The organism is Paenibacillus sp. 4624 (genome assembly GCF_050435065.1).
Lineage (GTDB): Bacteria > Bacillota > Bacilli > Paenibacillales > Paenibacillaceae > Paenibacillus > Paenibacillus amylolyticus_D.
In genome coordinates this window covers 333,311-352,425 of record NZ_JBNDJR010000004.1, presented here as the reverse complement: position 1 = coordinate 352,425, position 19,115 = coordinate 333,311, and the positions used below count along the sequence as shown (strand labels likewise).

The 19,115-nt window shown below is 43.5% G+C and carries 20 protein-coding genes, 1 tRNA gene and 1 riboswitch; of the genes, 16 read left to right on the top strand and 5 right to left on the bottom strand.

Features of this window, described 5'->3' with window-relative positions:
• The first annotated feature begins 119 nt into the window (after positions 1–119).
• Entirely contained in the window at positions 120–935 is an 816-nt protein-coding gene (locus ABIE27_RS12000; protein ID WP_090924744.1) for a GTP pyrophosphokinase, read from the top strand.
• Positions 922–1,443 carry a DUF309 domain-containing protein gene (locus ABIE27_RS11995; RefSeq protein WP_123064306.1) on the top strand — a complete coding sequence of 174 codons (522 nt, stop codon included), beginning with the start codon at positions 922–924 and terminating at the stop codon, positions 1,441–1,443. The genes ABIE27_RS12000 and ABIE27_RS11995 overlap by 14 nt, the downstream gene beginning before the upstream one ends.
• A 136-nt stretch (positions 1,444–1,579) precedes the next feature.
• Here ABIE27_RS11995 and ABIE27_RS11990 read toward each other — a convergent pair whose 3' ends face one another.
• Positions 1,580–2,128, bottom strand: coding sequence for a thioredoxin family protein (locus ABIE27_RS11990; RefSeq protein WP_123064307.1), 549 nt, complete (start codon positions 2,126–2,128; stop codon positions 1,580–1,582).
• 219 nt (positions 2,129–2,347) lie between these two features.
• Here ABIE27_RS11990 and ABIE27_RS11985 point away from each other — a divergent pair, with 219 nt between their 5' ends.
• The 6 genes from ABIE27_RS11985 to ABIE27_RS11960 all read left to right on the top strand — a co-directional run bounded on the left by ABIE27_RS11985 (position 2,348) and on the right by ABIE27_RS11960 (position 9,089).
• Complete coding sequence (locus ABIE27_RS11985; RefSeq protein WP_123064308.1) at positions 2,348–4,042, top strand: RsmB/NOP family class I SAM-dependent RNA methyltransferase; 1,695 nt, start codon at positions 2,348–2,350, stop codon at positions 4,040–4,042.
• Positions 4,039–4,800 (top strand): pseudouridine synthase, encoded by a 762-nt coding sequence (locus ABIE27_RS11980; RefSeq protein WP_123064309.1) that lies wholly within the window; start codon positions 4,039–4,041, stop codon positions 4,798–4,800. Before ABIE27_RS11985 ends, ABIE27_RS11980 begins: the two co-directional genes overlap by 4 nt.
• Before the next feature lie 22 nt (positions 4,801–4,822).
• A complete protein-coding gene (locus ABIE27_RS11975; RefSeq protein ID WP_429350595.1) occupies positions 4,823–5,626 on the top strand; it encodes a Cof-type HAD-IIB family hydrolase in 804 nt (267 codons plus the stop codon).
• A gap of 130 nt (positions 5,627–5,756) precedes the next feature.
• Positions 5,757–6,839 carry a hypothetical protein gene (locus ABIE27_RS11970; protein WP_429350594.1) on the top strand — a complete coding sequence of 361 codons (1,083 nt, stop codon included), beginning with the start codon at positions 5,757–5,759 and terminating at the stop codon, positions 6,837–6,839.
• A 202-nt stretch (positions 6,840–7,041) separates the two neighbouring features.
• Positions 7,042–7,587: a GNAT family N-acetyltransferase gene (locus ABIE27_RS11965; protein WP_123064312.1), complete on the top strand. Its 546-nt coding sequence runs from the start codon at positions 7,042–7,044 to the stop codon at positions 7,585–7,587.
• 377 nt (positions 7,588–7,964) lie between these two features.
• Positions 7,965–9,089 carry a glycosyltransferase family 4 protein gene (locus ABIE27_RS11960; RefSeq protein WP_123064313.1) on the top strand — a complete coding sequence of 375 codons (1,125 nt, stop codon included), beginning with the start codon at positions 7,965–7,967 and terminating at the stop codon, positions 9,087–9,089.
• A 70-nt stretch (positions 9,090–9,159) separates the two neighbouring features.
• Here the strand turns inward: ABIE27_RS11960 and catA are convergent, their stop codons facing one another.
• Together catA and ABIE27_RS11950 are read right to left on the bottom strand one after the other, a co-directional pair.
• The gene (catA, locus tag ABIE27_RS11955) at positions 9,160–9,810 is read right to left on the bottom strand and encodes a type A chloramphenicol O-acetyltransferase (RefSeq protein ID WP_123064314.1); all 651 of its coding nucleotides are present in this window, start codon (positions 9,808–9,810) and stop codon (positions 9,160–9,162) included.
• A 150-nt stretch (positions 9,811–9,960) separates the two neighbouring features.
• On the bottom strand, positions 9,961–11,019 hold the full coding sequence (locus tag ABIE27_RS11950; protein ID WP_429350593.1) for a YkvI family membrane protein: 1,059 nt from the start codon (positions 11,017–11,019) through the stop codon (positions 9,961–9,963).
• Between the two features lie 204 nt (positions 11,020–11,223).
• Between ABIE27_RS11950 and ABIE27_RS11945 the strand changes: the two genes are divergently transcribed.
• The 4 genes from ABIE27_RS11945 to ABIE27_RS11930 all read left to right on the top strand — a co-directional run bounded on the left by ABIE27_RS11945 (position 11,224) and on the right by ABIE27_RS11930 (position 13,085).
• A complete protein-coding gene (locus ABIE27_RS11945; protein WP_090924753.1) occupies positions 11,224–11,805 on the top strand; it encodes a xanthine phosphoribosyltransferase in 582 nt (193 codons plus the stop codon).
• Positions 11,806–11,903: 98 nt separating this feature from the next.
• Positions 11,904–12,233 carry a hypothetical protein gene (locus ABIE27_RS11940; RefSeq protein WP_123064316.1) on the top strand — a complete coding sequence of 110 codons (330 nt, stop codon included), beginning with the start codon at positions 11,904–11,906 and terminating at the stop codon, positions 12,231–12,233.
• 116 nt (positions 12,234–12,349) lie between these two features.
• Positions 12,350–12,568, top strand: a complete 219-nt coding sequence (locus tag ABIE27_RS11935; RefSeq protein ID WP_123064317.1) for a hypothetical protein — start codon at positions 12,350–12,352, stop codon at positions 12,566–12,568.
• Between the two features lie 187 nt (positions 12,569–12,755).
• Entirely contained in the window at positions 12,756–13,085 is a 330-nt protein-coding gene (locus ABIE27_RS11930; protein ID WP_123064515.1) for a carboxymuconolactone decarboxylase family protein, read from the top strand.
• 102 nt (positions 13,086–13,187) lie between these two features.
• Here ABIE27_RS11930 and ABIE27_RS11925 read toward each other — a convergent pair whose 3' ends face one another.
• Positions 13,188–13,652, bottom strand: coding sequence for a C40 family peptidase (locus ABIE27_RS11925; protein WP_123064318.1), 465 nt, complete (start codon positions 13,650–13,652; stop codon positions 13,188–13,190).
• 5 nt (positions 13,653–13,657) lie between these two features.
• Positions 13,658–13,789, bottom strand: a riboswitch (cyclic di-AMP (ydaO/yuaA leader).
• Between the two features lie 299 nt (positions 13,790–14,088).
• On the opposite strand from ABIE27_RS11925, the gene ABIE27_RS11920 reads away from it, so the two are divergent.
• The 4 genes from ABIE27_RS11920 (at position 14,089) to ABIE27_RS11905 (ending at position 17,006) form a co-directional block, all read left to right on the top strand.
• Positions 14,089–15,003 (top strand): RNA polymerase sigma factor, encoded by a 915-nt coding sequence (locus ABIE27_RS11920; protein ID WP_429350592.1) that lies wholly within the window; start codon positions 14,089–14,091, stop codon positions 15,001–15,003.
• Between the two features lie 133 nt (positions 15,004–15,136).
• The gene (locus ABIE27_RS11915) at positions 15,137–15,532 is read left to right on the top strand and encodes a hypothetical protein (RefSeq protein WP_429350591.1); all 396 of its coding nucleotides are present in this window, start codon (positions 15,137–15,139) and stop codon (positions 15,530–15,532) included.
• A gap of 233 nt (positions 15,533–15,765) precedes the next feature.
• Entirely contained in the window at positions 15,766–16,719 is a 954-nt protein-coding gene (gene pelA, locus ABIE27_RS11910; RefSeq protein WP_429350590.1) for a pectate lyase, read from the top strand.
• A 202-nt stretch (positions 16,720–16,921) separates the two neighbouring features.
• Positions 16,922–17,006, top strand: a tRNA-Leu gene (locus tag ABIE27_RS11905).
• Positions 17,007–17,198: 192 nt separating this feature from the next.
• On the opposite strand, the gene ABIE27_RS11900 is transcribed toward ABIE27_RS11905, so the two are convergent.
• Positions 17,199–18,884 carry a carbohydrate-binding protein gene (locus ABIE27_RS11900; RefSeq protein ID WP_123064517.1) on the bottom strand — a complete coding sequence of 562 codons (1,686 nt, stop codon included), beginning with the start codon at positions 18,882–18,884 and terminating at the stop codon, positions 17,199–17,201.
• Between the last annotated feature and the right edge of the window lie 231 nt (positions 18,885–19,115).

The following is a 19,115-nucleotide window of genomic DNA, read 5'->3' as shown; positions in this document are numbered from 1 at the left end:
CAGAATACGAATAATAGAAGCGTGGGAGAGTGTATATTGGATCGGGACTCTTCCCCCCGGCAAACATCATGTATAATGGATAAGAACAGGGGATGCTATAGAGACAGGAGGCTTTAACCATGGACGGTAGAGACTGGGGTACATTTTTACTTCCTTATGAACAAGCGGTAGAGGAATTGAAGGTCAAATTCAAAACGATGCGGGCCGAATTGAAGAAACGGGAAGAATATGCCCCGATTGAATTCGTTACGGGCCGTGTTAAAAAAATCTCCAGCATTCTGGAAAAATCAAGACGTCTGAATGTGGCACTGGACGATGTGGAGACTGGCATAGAGGATATTGCAGGTATTCGGATTATGTGTCAGTTCGTAGACGATATTCGGCGGGTGGCCGAATACATCAGAGCACGGAAAGACTTAACGGTATTGATTGAAAAAGACTATATAACCAACTTCAAAGAAAGCGGTTATCGCAGTTTTCATATGATTATTGAGTATCCTGTTCAAACAGCCTTGGGGCAGAAAAAAGTTCTCGCTGAAATTCAGATTCGGACGCTTGCCATGAATTTCTGGGCAACAATAGAACATTCTCTGAGCTATAAATACCGGGAAAGTCTGCCGGAAGATATGCGAGCTAGACTCAAGAAAACAGCAGAAGCAGCCTTCGTTCTCGATAATGAGATGTCAGCGATCCGTCTGCAGATTCTAGAGGCACAAAAGGCGTTCGAGGATGACTCCAATATCGTGTCAAGAACGCTCAGCATCATTCAACAGCTGTACTTCTATCATCTTGTTCATGAGGCGATTGAAGCCCAAAGGCGATTTAATGATTGTTGGGAACGGAATGATATGGAGGGACTCAAAGTACTTCTGGACGATGTGAAGGAACTTTTGAACAACGCCAGAAAGGGCGAAAACCCAGATGAGCAGCTATGAACCGCTCTACATTGATTATCTGATTTATTTTAATCGGGATCAGGATTATTTCGAATGTCATGAAGTGCTTGAGGAACTGTGGCTGGAACGGAACCGTGATCCGCTGTACAAAGGTTTGCTGCAAATCGCGGTGGGGCTGTATCATTACAGAAACCGTAATCTTCGCGGCGGACGAATGATGCTACAAAGTTCACTCGAATTGCTGGAATCGTATCCTGACATTATTCTCGGTATCCATCTGGGAGAATTGAAAGCGGACGTTCGCAGCATTGTAAACGAGTTACAAGATCATGATCCTGAAACACTTGAGTATCGTGATTTGTCTATCCTTATTGAGGATCAGGAACTTATTGAGCAGATGCAGAACAGGTCGCTGGAGTTGAAACCTAATGTTCCGCAACGGCGAAGTCCAACACGAGGACGAATTTACGAAGAGAAAATGAAGGCACTACAGCAGACGGAGTTACATGAGCACGACGAGAACGCTAATCATCATGCAAATAATTAGGACCATACATCCTATGTCTTGTATAACAAGACACCCCGACGATTCCGGTACAGGAATGATCGGGGTGTTTTTGGGTTATTGAAGTTAGTTTTACTTCGTGCTTATTAAATTTAGTTTTCCTTAGAGTTCATTGAAGTTAGCTTTTACTTGGAGTTGCGTTGCCTTTATACTTATCAAAAAATTGCTTGTAGTCGTCCAGTGTGTAACCGTTGTCGCTTCCATTTTCTTTCAAACCGCCAACCATGCGGTCTTTCTCAACGCCATCTTGGTAATAGACAAGTGTAGGTGTGAATTCAATGTTGTAATCTGTCCAGCCAGATTCGAACTCACGCAGGTTAAACTGTGGAAGCTTAATTCCTTCACTGTCTACCAGCGGCATCAATTGTGGTGTCGTTGCACGGCAGTGTGAGCAGTCGGAAGCAAAGAAATAAACAAAGAAGCTATCCTTGTTATCCATTCTGGCCTTCAGATCAGCCGGCAGAATGATCTGTTGATAGTTGGGATCATTGAGCAACTCCCGTGTAGCCGGATTAAGCTTGGAGGCTGCAATGCCATAAGCATTTTCTACAGCATCCATCTGTTTCTTGGATTGTTGGTTCACGAGAACTAGCGCAGCAATCATGACGACTAGTATGCCGAGGAAGATCAGGATTGTGGCGCTTTTCTTTTTCTTCTTGGAATTCATTGTTCATCCCCCATTATTCATATCGAGATAAAATTGCAACAAAAATATAGGCTGGGATAATATGCATAAACAACCGAATTTTTGCTGATAAAACAATCTATTAGCATTATACTACATTACACGTTGTAGTGGAATACACATGATAGGATAGGCAAGCAAAATCAGGATATGATAACATAGAGCAATATGTCATTTTAACAGGATAGGATGAGTGGAACTATGGCCGTACAGCTACCTTTGGACTTTGCCGAGCGAATGCAACGTTTGCTTGGCGATGAATTTGAATCTTTTATGAAATCGTATGAACAATCTCCGCATGCCGGACTTCGCGTAAATACGCTTAAAATATCGATGGAACAATTTAAAGAGATTGCCCCCTTTGACTTAAGACCTATTCCATGGTGCAAAACGGGTTTTTACGTGCCTCATGGGGTGAAGCCAGGCTTACATCCTTATTATCACGCGGGTCTCTATTATATTCAGGAACCGAGTGCAATGGCTCCCGTGGAGCAACTGAACGTACAACCTGGAGATCGCGTGCTCGATTTGTGTGCTGCTCCTGGGGGGAAATCAACCCAGATTGCTGCCAAGCTGCAAGGTAAGGGGGTGCTTGTCACGAATGACATTCATGCAGAGCGCACCAAAGCACTTGCCAAAAACGTGGAGCTGTACGGCGTAAGAAATGCCGTTGTGCTAAATGAGTCACCTGAGCGCATTGCAGATGCGTTTCCCCATTATTTTGATAAAGTGTTGATCGATGCACCGTGCTCAGGCGAAGGCATGTTCCGTAAGGATGAAGACATGGTGAAATCCTGGGAACATCATTCTGTGGAGAAGTGCGTGCTGATGCAGCGCGATATTCTCGAAACGGCGGCTCGGTTACTGGCTCCGGGAGGTACCATTGTATATTCGACCTGTACCTTTGCTCCAGAGGAAAACGAAGCGATGATCGCAGAGTTTTTGAACATGAATTGTGATTTTTCAGTAGTTCATATTGCTGATACCGCTGGATTTGCCCCTGGACGTCCGGATTGGGTGCGTGAGATGTTGCCAGAGCAGGCAACTAAGACCGAAGAAGTGCTGGACCAAACACGCGGTACAGCCCGATTGTGGCCTCACTTGTTAGAAGGAGAGGGACATTATGTTGCTGTGTTAAAACACTCTGATGAATCTAATCTAGAGTTAGATCAAGAATTACATGAAGAAAAACGTGGTGCTGGACAACGTGTTACTGAGTCCGGATTGTTGCATGAACCGAGTGAGGATCGTTCCTTTTTACGATCGGCTTCGCTTCCTATGACCAAAGCCGATCGTAAAAAGGAACGTTTGTTACGGGTTGAATCCAGAGAAAGCAACGACAAAAGCACACGAGGTGGTAAACACACTGCGAAACCCGGCAAGAAAGAGAAAGAGGCTGGTGGTCGCAAATCTGAGCGAGGGCAAGGACGAGGTGCTGATTCCAGCTCCGTTGATCCAGTAGCGGTCTACACTCAGTTTGTACATGAAAATTTGGAACTGTCGCTTGAAGGTGAAACAGTATGTTACGGGGATCGTGTATATCAGTCGGCGGTAGGTGCTGCCCGGTTGGAAGGGTTGAAAGTGATTCGCCCCGGATGGTTTATGGGCACGGTTAAAAATGGGAGATTCGTGCCGTCCCATCCCCTAGCGTGCGCTTTGCGTGCATCGGAGGCACATCGAAGTGTTCATCTGTCTTCTGAAGATGGAGAAGCAGTAAGGTACCTGAAAGGGGAAACGCTGAATGTAGAGCAAAGACGTCTTAACCTTCTGGAAGGAACAGCGGCTAAGGGTTATGTGCTCGTGTGCGTGGATGGATATGCGGCCGGTTGGGGCAAATGGTTAGATGGTGTGCTGAAGAATGAATACCCTGCAGGTTGGAGGTGGACATCGGTATGAGTGGGAAAGGCAAACAAACGCAGCGATTGGATAAAATTTTAAGCCATATGGGTGTAGGTACACGCAGCGAGCTTAAAAAAATGGTGAAACAGGGACGTATTCATGTGGATGGTAAAACAGTAAAGGACAGTGGTGTTCAGGTCGATCCGGCAATCAACATCATTGAAGCAGATGGTGAGCGGGTTGTCTACCGTGAAATGATCTATTTAATGCTTCATAAACCGCCGGGTGTTGTATCTGCGACGGAAGATGCTCGGGATAAAACGGTGCTCGATTTGCTGCGCAAGGAAGATCGTGTCTTTCAACCGTTCCCGGTAGGAAGGCTGGACAAAGATACGGAGGGACTTCTTATTTTGACAAATGATGGCCCTCTTGCCCATGATCTGTTATCCCCTCGAAAACATGTACCCAAAACATACGAAGCACGGGTGCTTGGGAAAGTGGATGAAGAGGATGTGCAGCGTTTCGCAGCTGGCGTTCAACTCGATGACGGGTATGAGACCATGCCGGCTGAGCTGACTGTACTGGGATATGAAGAAACAGAGGAAGGCATCGTATCGCTTATTTCGCTAATTATCCATGAAGGCAAGTTTCATCAGGTCAAACGCATGTTCCAGGCTGTGGATAAACGTGTCATCTACCTGAAACGTGTAGCCATGGGCGAACTGAAGCTGGCTTCCGATCTGGCGATCGGGAGTTACCGCGAGTTAACCGCCGAAGAGCTGATCTGTTTACGAAATAATAATGCAGCCAACTAAACACAGATGGGATGAGGAGCATATGACGTACAAGTTGATTGCACTGGATGTTGACGGAACTTTATTGAATGATGATCATGAATTGACTGAATGGACACAAGAAACACTCATTCAGGCCTCGCGTCAAGGGGCAGAGATTGTGCTTTGTTCAGGCCGGGGCCCGGCCAACACGATTCCTTTTATGAAACAGATGGGGCTGGATGGTTATGTTATCACGCATAACGGTGCCGTTACTGCGCAAGTGGAAACGCGTGAAGTCATTCATCAGTTTGCTCTGGATACCCAGGGGTTGGAGCCTATTATGACATATTGCCGTGAAAATGGTGTACATTTCGACATCAATACCGCCTTTGGACTATATGTAGATCAACCCGAAGGTTTGGAATTGCAGGTAAGGCAGATGTATTATAATTTCCTGGCTGAGCCGCTTAAGCTTCCTCGGTGGGCGGATATGACTGAACCTCTGGCGAAGTTTACAGCTTTTGGCCCTATCGAGCAGATGGATGCGGTCCAGCGCGAGTGGACGTCTTGGAATCTGCCATATTACATGACACGCAGCGGTGACTTTTTCATTGATCTGATGCATCCCGAAGCTTCCAAAGGAGCGGCGCTTAAAAGGCTGGCTGATTCCAAAGGCATTGTGCCATCCGAGATCATGGCGATTGGCAACTATTTTAATGATATTACAATGCTCACGTTCGCTGGCAAAGGGATTGCGATGGATAACTCTCCTGAAGAGGTGAAAGCTGCATCCGATGAAGTGACCTTGTCCAACAATGATGAAGGGGTTGCACACGCGATTCACAAGTATATTTTGTCGGTATAAATCTTTCGTTGCCTGTTTACTTGACCTGTGAAAATGGCTCCAATCGTCGTTCGAAAATGTACAGTGCCTCATAAACTACTGTCTCTAGGGGCATCCTAAGAGAATACGTTAGGAATGAGGAGGACTGGCAATGGTACAGATTGATTTAACGATGGATCTGCGAACAGCAAGTGGTGAAGTGCAGGATATTATGGTGGCTGGCAGATATACAGGCTCGCTTTTACTGATCTACAGAGAAGGAGAGCGACTGTCAGGCAGCCTTCAACTGGAACAGGAGTCTATAGAAGAGGCAGTAGAGCAGCTCATTATTGATAAGGTACATGCTTATGTTCGTGTGCTTGCAGATGCGGTGGCGGCATCCTACTATGAAGTTTTGGTGAGCTGTGGCACGTTGCATTCTGTACTGCAACCAGCGGAACGAAGTGAGGAGGCGTTATGGCCTTCTGGCGGAACAGCGGCTGTGGAAGACGGACTGAATGATGAAGAGAGTCGTTATGGCGATGATTTGCCGGGCGAGGTGAATATCATTCCCGCATCTCGGGACGAGTCGTTTACATATGAAGACCACGAACATCTGCTGGAAATGGAGATGATCAGTGCTGGTCGTAACTTATCTAGCTATGTATTCAATGATGTTGAAGGGGAAGAGGTAGCAGAGGCTACGTTGAAACAGTATGGAGCCGATGCACAGGGGGAGATTCACTGGTACGAAGAACCTGATGAAACGGTACAGGAAGCTGCGGCAGAATTGCTTGTACGGGAATTGGATGAGGAGATTATCGATACGATTACCATTCGGATATGGCATCAGGGGAACGAATTGCAGACGCTTGAATGGGTACATCGTGATTTTTCCGAGGAGCTGGAGGAAGATGAAGATAACTCCTTTGATTCGACCGGAGATATGATTGAGCCGGAAGAGGCGGAAGAAGCATGTTATGTAATGCTCAGGAACAGGGATCGGGAGTTCAGAATCTATGATCTTTTCGTTCAGGAGCGCGGAGGTCTGCCAGTGGGAACAGCGACCATCGATACGGCACATTCCGATCTGACAGGTTATATGGATTATGATGTACCAGGCACGAGTGTGCAGCGTAAAACGTTGGTAGAAGTGCTAATGAGGGAGCTGAACAAAGAGATCGAATTCGACTCACTACATCTCACGATGCTCTACCGTAATCAGATTATTGATGAAGCCAGAATGGAGGGGTAAGAGGCGAAAGCCTTTTATCCTTTTTTTTGAGCATTTTTAATTAATTTTTGACGAAAAAAACTTTTCTCGGTATATTACGACTAGTTATGTGCAGTTGCGATAGTATCGAATGGGAGCCACTTTTGGCTTTGGACATAGTCCAAACCAAGGGAAGCGAGCAGTCGAAACCGGAGCATATAAGTATGAACAATGGAGGGGCATGATGACACACACATTCACCATTCGCAGTCAGTTCATTAATGATGGCTTTCAAGCTGTTCAAGCACAGCCAGAGGACACGGAAGAGGTGCTTTCATTGCTTACAGAGACGGCATCCTGGTTGAAAAGTAAAGGATCTTCCCAATGGCATGCATTGCTGCAAGGGGAGGATTCTCATAATACACCTTCGGCCATTCGGCGAGGGGACGTCTTTGTTTTCAAAAAAGAAGCACAGATCGCTGGAATGGTCATTCTCATGCAGAAGCCAAGTCCATGGGATCTTAAGCTCTGGGGGGATCAGGCCCATGCAGAAGATGAGGCACTCTATCTGCATCGGCTCGCTATACGAAGAAAATATGCTCGAACAGGTCTGGGGAAATCCATATTGGAATGGTCAATCCGTGGCATACAATTCGAAAATAAGTCTCTCGTACGATTGGATTGCGGGGCTGACAATGTCACTTTAAACACCTTTTATGCAAGAAATGGATTTCACTATGCAGGGGCTCACGACGGATTCAGCATTTATGAAAAACCGGTTGAGATGTAGAGAATTCGTGGCGGCATTGTTAAGGATATCACGTGGAAGGAGCTGGAAGCTGTCAAGCTTGTCCGTCAAGTTTTCTGTAAATAGCTTATTCCTTTGATGAAGAGATAAAGAGATGAATGTAAAACATAAGCTTCTGCATGTTGTGTTGACTGAATATGTTGTATATACGACTCCATAATTTAGTTATCAAAATGGTAGAAGTTCAAGTTTTTCTATGTCATAATAGAAAGTGATGATATGCAATAAAGTGCATGAAAATACATTTCTCGTGTGAAGAACGGAGTTGGGGGCTCAATAGCCGCTTTACTGAACATATGTTCTAATATATCATAAATGAATGTGGAAAAAGAGAAATGAAGCTGGAGAGGGGGATAACGTTGAAATTGCTACAGGCTCTATTTTTTCCTCCGGAGCAGCCCGGAGGTGTATCCTCTATGATTCCATACATGCAGGAGAGGTTTGCAAGCCCAAGATGGGAGATGGACCTGTTCTCCTTGCCCAAACGTATTCGTAACAAAGGGAGAGAGGAAGTACAGTTTGATACGTTTGACTGGACCGTCTATCAGGATAGTCCTGTTGTACAAAAATATATTCAGACGTATCGTGATTATCTATGGTGGACCAAGCTCCGCATTCAGAAGCCCTATGATCTGATTCATGCGCATCATCCTATTGCAGGGCTTGCCATGAAGTCGGTGTTTCCTGAGGTTCCTCTCATTCAAACCATTCACTCCAGTTACGAGAGAGAGCTTATTCTGAATGGCCGTATAGAGCCGGATGGGTTGGAACACCAATTCCTGCAGGCCATCTATGGAGAGCTTGAGTATCGTGCAGAGCGTTTGCTAACGGTATCCGATTCATTCCGTCGATATTTGAGCCCGTATGTGAAAAATCCAGACCGCATCGGCATTATTCCGAATGGTTTTGATGAGAAGCGGTTCAAGCCGATTCCCCATGATAATGCGGTCCCGCAACTGGTAACGGTTTGCCGCCTTGTTCCCGCCAAAGGGCTAGATATTTTGTTTAAAGCTTGTGCGGAGTTAAAGGATAGGGGACATGATTATGTACTTCACATTATTGGAGACGGACCGATTCGTCCCGATCTGGAAGAGCTGGCACAGCGTCTGGGAATTTATAATGAAACGATTTTTTATGGATATACGCTGCATCCTGAAGAGTTTATGCCGTTTTTTGATGTGTTTGTACTGCCATCGCGTGCAGAAGCCTTCGGTTCGGTATTCGCTGAAGCGGCGCTTAGCTGTCTGGCGCTTGTAGGCACCGATGTGGGGGGGATTCCCGAACAGATTGAAGATGGAGTGAACGGACTGCTTGTACCGCCTGAAGATCCATCTGCGCTCGCTGATGCCTTGGAAAAGGTCATGCTGGACCCGGCATATCGCTATGAACTGGCTCGTTCCGCTTGTGAAAAAGCCAAAACATTTTACTCACTGGGAAGATCGGTGAATGATTTGAAAAAAATGTACTTGCAATTCCAGACGTAACACTGGGAAAGCATATATATGAAACAAGCCGCTGTATGACTACAGCGGCTTTTGTGTATATAACGGATTTTTACAACAGCCAATCCTCTGGAGTGCCTGCTAATTCCTGAACAGCATTCATGAACAATCCGGCATGGTAACCATCACAAACCGAATGATGAACCTGTAACGATAATGGCAAAAATATTGAATTCTCTTTATGGATGAATCCCCCTGCCGTAATGATGGGAAGAAGGTAACGACTATTATTGTTGATATTTAAGTTGAATCCAGTAAAAGATGTCCAAGGAATCATTGAAAGAGAAAACACATTTTCAGGTACGGGGGTCTTGGGAAACAACTTGCCTGAACGTTTATATTTTTCTACATCCGAAATGTAGGTGTCTTGAAACGTGTTGAAATCAACTGGAACATGAGTCCAAATGGCAGAGAACGACTCAGATGGTTGATCAAATATGGTATAAAGTGGTTCCACCGTATCCCAATAACCCAAATCTCCATCTTTATTGTAACCCGTTCTAAAAGAGGGATGTGAATTGATCACACGCGTGATCATAAAGATAAACGCAGGATAGAATCGATATTCTTTTTGTTTGATGAACTGATATAAAGCAGTTATATCCATTTCATTGGTTAGGCTGAATGAAGTATTTTGATTCATATAGTGATGAAATATGTCTGTTCTCTGCCAACTGTTAAAATCAATTTTATTAAAATTCATTAGATGTGCCTCCTAAATTTTATATGAAACGAATTTAGGAGGCTACATTGTCTGCTTTTTTCATCAGAACCCATCCTTAAATTTAGATTTACTTTAAATTGTACCACAACTTTATCTATCTAAAACGACTTCAACCTCGTATCTACGAACTCAATTAACATTATTCCGGCCACGAAATGTGCCCCAGCGATCCCTAATCAGTTTACCCGCCCAAAAGAGTGCCATACATCCGAAAATGGGATAAAGAACGGAAAGAAGGGAGCTGAAGCCAAATTGGCTGAACGAGTAACACAGCATCATGATGATCAGTGTAATTAACCGGGGATGAACATCGACATGTTGTCGAAGCTGCAAAGTCATGCCGTAGATGTCGGCAACAAACGTTGTGAATATTTCCATGAAAATGAGTGTGACATATACAGACTGTACAATCCATCCTAGTTGAAAAGCGATACTGCCCATCGGGATTTCAAACTGTATGATGCCTGGCATCTGGGCCGACATTGCAAAATGGGCTGCCATCAGCATAAAACCTACGCCAATCCCGCCTAGAATTCCGCCCCATTTTAATGTATTGCGATGACGAATTTGATTGCCTACAGGGACAAGTACCGCTTGAGCGAGCGCAAGATTAAATGCGGTGTAAAGCAACGGGGAAATCCATATCTGAAAGGGATTGCTGTCTGTTGTCAGTGTAACAAAACGAAAGACACCCGGATGATGCAGCGTACTGAAAATCATAAGCAGGGACAGCAGTAACATCATGGGTACTACAATACTGTTCATTTGCAAAATAGCCTGCATTCCGCGTCCGAGAAGAAGGTATGTACCAATCAAAGTAATGATCAAACCTGTTTGGTAATGTAAACCCAGATGTTCCATAAACACAGAACCTGCCCCGGCGAGCATGACACTGTTTACACCGATCAGGACAATAAGTGTTATCCATGTAATCCATCTGCCAGCCCTGTGGCCAAACAGATGTTTGTTCAGATCCTCATAGGAACGCGAACGGGTATCATGAGCAATAAGCATCATTTTGGTTCCGAGCCAGACAAATAGCATGGTGGATAAAACGATGGTGATTGTGGCCCACTTGCCATACTGGGTAAAAAACTGCAATATTTCCTGTCCTGTGGCGAAGCCGGCCCCTACGACGGTTCCGATGTATGTGAATGCAATCTGCAGCACCCGGAATACCTGTTTCATGTGTTTCCCCTTTCAGGTCCCGGAATTGGTTGGACATGCGGGTACCATAGTACAGGTTATGCTTGACCCATAAAAGTCATGACTGCAGGGTGAGCTAACGACGCTGAATGGTCAGGTTATCCGGACTTAGGGGGATTTTGCTTGAACTTGCAGCTGTATATATGATACTTTATACCTCATAGGATAGGCTTGGGAGGTCAAATCATGGACGTATTAAAACAACGAATTTTACAAGAAGGTGTCGTCATCTCGGATCAGGTATTGAAACTGGATGGTCTTCTGAATCATCAGATTGATCCTGCATTAACGATGGAGATGGGACGGGAGTTTGCTGCTCGTTTTCGCGAGAGTGGAGTAACTCGGGTGATTACTGTTGAATCATCAGGGATTCCGGTTGCTTTTGCCGCAGCGCATGAACTGGGGGTGCCTTTGGTATTTGCCCGCCGCAAAAAAACGCTTCTGGCCGATCCTGATGCCTACTGCGAACGTGTACCATCCTTTACGAAAGGGATCGTAACGGATATTATGGTATCTCGCGAATACATTCATGAGAATGACCGCATTTTGTTCATTGATGACATTATTGCAAACGGAGATGCCGCCCGCGGCGTAATTAAAATTATTGAGCGTTCCGGCGCAGAGCTTGTGGGATTTGGTGTTGTGGTTGAGAAGAGCTTCCAGGCTGGTGCCCGCACCATCCGTGAGCAAGGAATTCCAGTAGAAGCTCTTGTGCGCATTCGTTCACTAAATAATGGCACCGTGCAATTCGACGATAATGAAATGTGACTTTTTGAAGGAAATTGGGCCTAATTTTTGAACTATCACTTTGCATGGCCTTAGATTTCCTTTATAATGGGGTTATGTTAGGGAGAGGAGGCAACACCATGGGGAACCAACCGGCAACAGATCAATTTTTTATGAATAAGCTGGCGGAATCGAAAGTTCATTTTGAACGTGCCCTGGATTGTAAACATACGGAATTCGATGACCTTTATCCCTATATGATTGAACATCCTCAATTTTTCTGGTACAAACGCTATGTTGCCTGGTCAGAATTACTGACGATTGTAGGCTTGTGTGAAGAGTTGTCCTTCTCTTGGAAAGAACAATTTACACCGCACCAAGTGGAGTACCTTGAAGAACGTGTGATGTCCGCCAAAGTGCTTGATTTTTGGTTCGAGAAGAACGACAGCAAAGAGCACGCTCAGCGGTAACTCTCAGTCGGGATATTTTTCGAATGACATGACAGTCCAATACAGTCACGTGAGACCTAAATGACCTTTCATTTAGGTCTCTTTTTGTAAAGAAATTTGAATATAGGAGTCTAAATATGATTAGTGATACAGAGTTGGATGCCCTGCGATTGTCAGGGGAAAAGGTAAGAGTGGTGCGGGATGAGCTCGAGTCTAACGATGTAACTGGCATCGTGGTAGCCTGGGATGATGAACAAGTGCTAATTCGCAGACAGAATCGCCGTGTCGTGAAGCTGGACCGTCGGTACCGCTATCAGTTGTTCAGTGAGCCTCGTCAAAGTGATCTTAGCATTTAATGGTGGGGTACTTCGCATGACGGATCTGAATTTGATAAAAACAATAAAATCATGCAAAGAGAATTTTTCGATAACAAAATGTTTGGAATTACCATCAAGATCAGGCATATTTGCGACACACGCGAGAGAAGATAGGTACAGTGGAACAATTCGCTGTATTTACAGCCGAAAGGGTGTGCTGCAAGCCATGACATTAATGAATGATAAAGTTCATGCTTATAAGGATCAGATTGGCGCGTTAAGTGATGTTCTCCCGGAAGTGGTGAAATCGTACCATGAATTTACGGGCGAATGCTTCCAGCCGGGTGTGCTTGATGCCAAAACGAAGCAGTTAATTGCGCTAGGTATCGGTTTGTTCGCCAATAACGAAGTCTGCACGTTCTATCATGTAGAGGAAGCAAGGTCAAAGGGAGCGACCGATCAGGAGATCATGGAGACGGTAGCTGTCGCAGGAGCTGTAGGGGGCGGACATGCCTTGTCACAAGGGGCAATGCGTGTGCAAAAGGCGTTGCATTAGATTCTGATTTTAACATCAAAAAGGAGGTCTCGGGTTAAACCGGAACCTCCTTTTTATTGTTGCTGCTTATGTCGGTGTGAAATGGACTTGCTAGAAGTCTGCTTAGATTTTACCCAACATTTTATTATACATAAATTGGCCTGTCACCCGTCTTGCGGTTACATAACGATCACTGAAATACGGATTGGACAACTTGGTGACGCTGACACCTTTGCTGCTGGAAGCATGTGCGAATTGACCTCCGCCGATGTATACTCCTGTATGTGAGATGCCTCTACCTGTTGTGTTGAAAAATACCAAATCTCCTGTTCGAATATTTGCTTTGGAGACAGGTGTTCCGGCTTTGGCTTGTTGTTGCGATGTGCGTGGCAATTCAATGCTGTATTTGTTAAAAAGATATCTCATAAACCCGGAACAATCGAAGCCAGCCATGGTTGTGCCGCCCCATTTGTACGGGATACCTGTCATATTGTTAACCACCGTATTAATTGTGCTTGCCTCTGTGCTTGTTGCCCCGGATGTAAATAGTACAGCAGCTCCAAAAATAGAAATGATCAGTTTTTTCAAAATCAATGTTCTCCCTTCGATGCCTACGGAGTTAGCTAAGGGTTCGGTAGAAGGTTCCCTATATTTCCTATGTATAAGAATAATTCACCCAAAATGGTTCCCCCGTTTTCAATCCTGAAACTCGGCAAATGAATAATTAAGTTTTTGTAACTATTTGAAACTATATTGCATAAATGCGTAATTGTCAAACCCATTTAAAACACTTCATTTAGCCTCAATGTTAGCGGAATTCTCGATTTTATAGAGAAATAAGTCGACTTTAACGGGAATATTGTTTACAAAAAAGTAACTATTTTTTCGTCCTTTTTTTGAAAAGATCAGGAAATGGATTTTGGTCTGAATTTATATTGCAATATAAGTAATTTATTCTATTATTATGATTTTATTATAACTAGATTTGCAACAAATAAAAGTCAGATGAGAAGGAGGAATATCCATGTCTGCCTCGTTTGCAAATGCAAAACCTGAAATTGAAAGCGCTACTAATATTATTGAGAAATTGTATAGGGAAAACTATCTCAGTATGAAGCAAAAAGCATATTACATGACTCACGATGCATCTACTGCAGAGGACTTAGTTCAAGAATCTTTCGTCAGACTTTTCGATAAAAAGCAAACCTTGCTTATGCTTGCCGCGGATCAACAATATTGTTATATGGTGCGAACCGTCCACAATGTAACTCTCAATTATGTAGAAAAACAAAAAAAGAAAAGGCGATGGATACATATTTTTAACAACGAGAACGACATGGATAACATATTAGACGTATCACCAATTCCTGAACAATGCTATGAACGAAAAGAACAATCTAAATGGATGGAACAATTGCTGAAGTCATTACCCAGACGTGATCAACAACTTCTGCGTAACAAATATTTACTTGGTTTGGCTGATAAGGAAAGCGCACATCTTTTAGGCTTAGCCGAAGCTAACATATCAACTTCAGCTAACTACTCATTTACATCTGGTCCAATCGGGATCACAAATCCAATTGTTGAGAATCCGAATAATCCTAAAAATGTAACGATTAAATTATCTTATAAAGGCGCTGGGATAGGAGTAACGTTCCCGTTAGGTTCTAACAATTCAATATCTAATGGTTCCAACGCCTCCTGGAGATTAAATAGACAATACACGGACTTCCTAAACAAAAATGGTTCAGAGTTGGATGCTTATTATTTGGAAGGCACAACGAATATCACTGGAGCAGGAAAGACAACTTCAGTTTCCAGTAGTGCCACGGTGAAGATCGGTGCACTGTACTATTTCGGTGATATTCCTGCCCAAGATGTCGTATTTACGGATTCGTTCTCGATTCCCTCATTTACGGCTTCTGTAGTCAGTGAATAAAACATATATTGCAAGAATAAAAATGAATAAGTGTTTAGAATGAGAAGTTCAAGAGGCTGCTGGAGAGCAGCCTCTAAAGCTTGTGAGTTAATGTATTAAATATGACTTGGCTATTTCGAGGAGGTTATTCACGATGAGAAAAGCGCTAATTATTATCTTGGTCGTCTTTACGGCTGTAATGACAGCGAGCTGTTCAACTGATAACAAAGAAGCAGCAATGAACGAATTACGTTTGCAGCAACAGGGAACATATAGTGGCTATGTATTTTGGAACGTGGATTCAGACTTGACTACGTTGAACAAACAGTTATTAGGAATTGTAAATACAGATGAAGTGATGTCTTCCCTTCGTTTCAGCAAGCTGAATTTTATAAGTATGGGGGATACGTCGCAAAAGTATAATTATGTAAAAATGTTCGATATTGATAAAAGTCCAACATTACTGATCTTTGACACAGAGAAAATGATTCTTAAAACCAATAACTTCGAGGATATTTATACATTAGCAAATAAATTAAAACAAAAATAAAAAAAGAGTTTATTTAATGAATAATCTATATAGTCCTGTTGCAAATATTGACAAAATTTATTTTTTCGCATAAATTGATTTTGTGACCATATTTTGGTTTTAAATCATTTTTATTGTTCTATATGTAAATTAATGATTTATGGGAGGTGGAAGAGCTACAATTGAATCGCTCATAGTGAACATAAAACAAGATAAAAGATATGACTATATAGTAGGGAGGAGCGTGTTGTTTAGTGAAAGCCAAAAAATTAGTAACATTTGTACTGGCGTGTTCTATGGTATTCTCCGTAGCAGGAATGGCGGCACTTCCTGTACCAACGGTATCGGCAGCTGATGCATCTGGCACAACGGCGAGTATGTCCGATATCTTAAAAAATCAGCGCCCGGATGGAGGCTGGAGAAAAGATTACAGTCAGACGTCAGGTGAATGGGCCAAATCAACGATCGATAACAAAGCTACATACTCAGAAATCAGAAGACTAGCAAGTGAATTCAAAAAAACAAATGATCCGCGATACTCTGCTGCAGCGATCAAAGGAATCAACTTTTTGCTTAATATGCAGTACTCCAATGGCGGCTGGCCTCAAGTCTATCAAAGTTCCGGTTATCATAAACATATTACCTATAATGATGATGCGATGATTAATGTAATGTACATGCTTGATGAAGTCGCAGGACGCAAGGGGAACTTCTCCTTTATCGACAGTTCTCTGGCGAATCGCTGTAAAAATGCGGTTTCCAAAGGAGTCGATGCCATCCTGAATACCCAGGTGGTATCCGGTGGGAAGTTAACGGCTTGGGGACAACAACATGATTCCAGTTCACTTAGACCAGCGGGAGCAAGAATCTATGAAGTACCTTCATTAACGGCGGGTGAGAGCGTAAACATTGTGAAGTTTCTAAAGACCAGACCGGCTAATTCAAGAATCACTGCATCCATCAAAGGTGCCGAAGCCTGGTTTAACAAAGTCAAAATTACAGGATATCGGTATGAGAGAGCAAATGGGGATAGCCGAATTATTGCCGATTCCAGTGCATCACCGATCTGGGCGCGTTTTTACGAACTCGGCACGGACAAACCTATTTTTGTTGGACGTGACGGAGTAGTGAAATATAAGTTAAGTGATATTGAGAAGGAAAGAAGAGGCGGTTATGCATGGTACGGTAACTGGCCGTCCAAGCTATAGTAAACTTTTTATTAACCGAATCTTCTAGTAAGTCACTGCTGACTGGTATATAAGTTTGTTTGAAGCAGGACTAATGGGTGCGAATCGGACACATATCTGATTCGCACTTGTTTGGTGATGAATAGATGTGTGTGTTGACATGTTAAACTACGCGTGGTATATTATTTCTTGTCGCCGATAATAATTGGAAAGACCATTATATGCGGTCGTGGCGGAATTGGCAGACGCGCACGGTTCAGGTCCGTGTGGGCTAACCCCCCGTGGAGGTTCGAGTCCTCTCGACCGCATTAAATAGAAAAAGACTCCTTAGGCTATTGCTTAAGGGGTCTTTTTCTATTTAATGCTATAAAGGAAAATCAATAGTCTTAAATTACAGTACTGCTCTTAAAAGAGTCGAGCAACTTAGGTTTGCTACAACCTGGGAGCTTGGCTACTTTTTGCCCAGCTAAAAAAGAAAAAATGGGTTAAAATCAGATAACTTATGAAGCTGCAGTTACCGTAATGTTATCAATGTTGGGTCCCTCTGTGCCTGTTGTTACGATTCGGAGTGTATTCGTACCTGAATTCATGGGCACTTGAATTGTTTTTTCACCCCAGGTTGACCAGCTTCCTGTTCCAGTAAATGGCTCATTACTGATTACTTTTGTTCCATTAACATAAATATCTAAGGTCCGCGTACCACTTTCCAAAGCATAACGAAACTTTACATTTTTGGTGCCTGTTATTGTGTTATTGATATCATTCCATTGAATTGCTGAGCCTGTATAAGCGTTGAAGTTAACATATCCAGAACCGGTAAAACCCGGATAAAGTGTTTCTATGACTGCATCAGTAAGTGTTGTTCCTGTTTCGGCCTCATATGTGGTGCCTGTGCCTACATTACCGCCACCGTTGCCCCCAGTAATATTAGCAACAAAAGTTGTTACACTCTGTGCTGGGAGTTGAGCAGTGAACGCGCCATTGGAAACGTTAATTGGTGCAAGACTTGCCAGATTACGACTGCTGTCTGTTACATACGAAGATACAGTGGATGCATTGCCATTTTGCAACACAAAGCGTTGACTTTTTGCCGAAGTACTGCGGTTAATGGCTACGATAACGACCTTGTTATCTCCTTTGTAAGCAGAAACGAAAGTGTTTGTATCCGGGTTTTTCGAAGCATCTACTCTGACATAGCCTGGGCGAACGAATTTGGAGAAATGAGCCATATTGTATCCACGCTTACTGATCGTACCATCTTCCTTCATTGGTCCATAGGATCTGCGGATATACCACCATACATAGGCTTGGAAGTCGCCTTCAACCATTGCATTGTGCATGTGGTAGGAGATGTCGAGCGCTTCTGGCCACCGGTCAGCGGAATTATTATCACTGTTCGGATAATACACTTCGGTCATCCAGAGCTCTTTGCCGGCTCCCTTTTGTTTGAACAGAGGATAGGCAAAATTGCTGAACTGCGTTCCATACAAATGTGCTCCCAGAATGTCCATGTTAGCAAGAGCTTGCGGATCATTCAGAATAGGATCAGATATGTTTTTCAGGTATTGGAAGGATTCTGGAGCCATGACTTTGGTGCCTTGAATGCTGCCTGCATTTTCTTTCATGAAACGGAGGATTTCCTGTGGTGTCCACCAAGTCCAGTCATGGGCATAATCCGGTTCGTTTTGCACGGAAATGGCATACAGGTTTACGCCGTTGTTTTTCATAAATGTTACAAAATCGTTCAGATGTTGCGCGTAAGCAGCGTATTTATCATACCGTAAACGCTTTGCATTGGTATCACCGTTTCGATTAAACGTCTCAACCATACTGCTTGGTGGGTTCCAAGGTGATGCAAAAACGATAGCTCCTTTTTCAATCGCACGTTTGGCTGTAGGAATTTCAAGAGCCCAATTATTGGGGTTTGGGTCCACCCAGATTCGGAGTACAGAGAATCCTAGCTGATTCTGATCATTCCCGAAAGCGGTTTCACGTTGTGCTGCAGTTAAATCACCAACCCAAACCGGGTGGTTGATGCCACCAAAGCCACGAATTACTTGTTTTTCTGAGGATAAGTTGATGTTGGCATCACTTGCTGCAGATACGTTGGTTGGAGTTAACATGAGCGGTAGAGCAGTTAAGCATGCTAACAAAAGATTGACTGATTTTTTAAATTTAAACCTCATCTTCAATGTGTTCACTCTCCTCAATATAAGTGACTTGCGAAAGCTTGGACAAGAAAAATAAATTCCTCGGCTGAACTTCGAAAAAGGGAGGCATCACATCCTCTCAGGAACATTCTTAATAGATCTTTTGACGAAAAAAAGTTTTGTTTTGTAAATTCTACTATATTATTCCTTTGAAAAATACCCGATATATTGCAGTTGTTTGTAATTTTTTATATTTTTATGACAAGA

Coding starts and splice junctions, on each gene's coding strand:
- ABIE27_RS12000 (WP_090924744.1), top strand. CDS start 120: ATGGACGGTAGAGACTGGGGTACATTTTTACTTCCTTATGAACAAGCG.
- ABIE27_RS11995 (WP_123064306.1), top strand. CDS start 922: ATGAGCAGCTATGAACCGCTCTACATTGATTATCTGATTTATTTTAAT.
- ABIE27_RS11990 (WP_123064307.1), bottom strand. CDS start 2,128: ATGAATTCCAAGAAGAAAAAGAAAAGCGCCACAATCCTGATCTTCCTC.
- ABIE27_RS11985 (WP_123064308.1), top strand. CDS start 2,348: ATGGCCGTACAGCTACCTTTGGACTTTGCCGAGCGAATGCAACGTTTG.
- ABIE27_RS11980 (WP_123064309.1), top strand. CDS start 4,039: ATGAGTGGGAAAGGCAAACAAACGCAGCGATTGGATAAAATTTTAAGC.
- ABIE27_RS11975 (WP_429350595.1), top strand. CDS start 4,823: ATGACGTACAAGTTGATTGCACTGGATGTTGACGGAACTTTATTGAAT.
- ABIE27_RS11970 (WP_429350594.1), top strand. CDS start 5,757: ATGGTACAGATTGATTTAACGATGGATCTGCGAACAGCAAGTGGTGAA.
- ABIE27_RS11965 (WP_123064312.1), top strand. CDS start 7,042: ATGACACACACATTCACCATTCGCAGTCAGTTCATTAATGATGGCTTT.
- catA (WP_123064314.1), bottom strand. CDS start 9,810: ATGAATTTTAATAAAATTGATTTTAACAGTTGGCAGAGAACAGACATA.
- ABIE27_RS11950 (WP_429350593.1), bottom strand. CDS start 11,019: ATGAAACAGGTATTCCGGGTGCTGCAGATTGCATTCACATACATCGGA.
- ABIE27_RS11945 (WP_090924753.1), top strand. CDS start 11,224: ATGGACGTATTAAAACAACGAATTTTACAAGAAGGTGTCGTCATCTCG.
- ABIE27_RS11940 (WP_123064316.1), top strand. CDS start 11,904: ATGGGGAACCAACCGGCAACAGATCAATTTTTTATGAATAAGCTGGCG.
- ABIE27_RS11935 (WP_123064317.1), top strand. CDS start 12,350: ATGATTAGTGATACAGAGTTGGATGCCCTGCGATTGTCAGGGGAAAAG.
- ABIE27_RS11930 (WP_123064515.1), top strand. CDS start 12,756: ATGACATTAATGAATGATAAAGTTCATGCTTATAAGGATCAGATTGGC.
- ABIE27_RS11920 (WP_429350592.1), top strand. CDS start 14,089: ATGTCTGCCTCGTTTGCAAATGCAAAACCTGAAATTGAAAGCGCTACT.
- ABIE27_RS11915 (WP_429350591.1), top strand. CDS start 15,137: ATGAGAAAAGCGCTAATTATTATCTTGGTCGTCTTTACGGCTGTAATG.
- ABIE27_RS11900 (WP_123064517.1), bottom strand. CDS start 18,884: ATGAGGTTTAAATTTAAAAAATCAGTCAATCTTTTGTTAGCATGCTTA.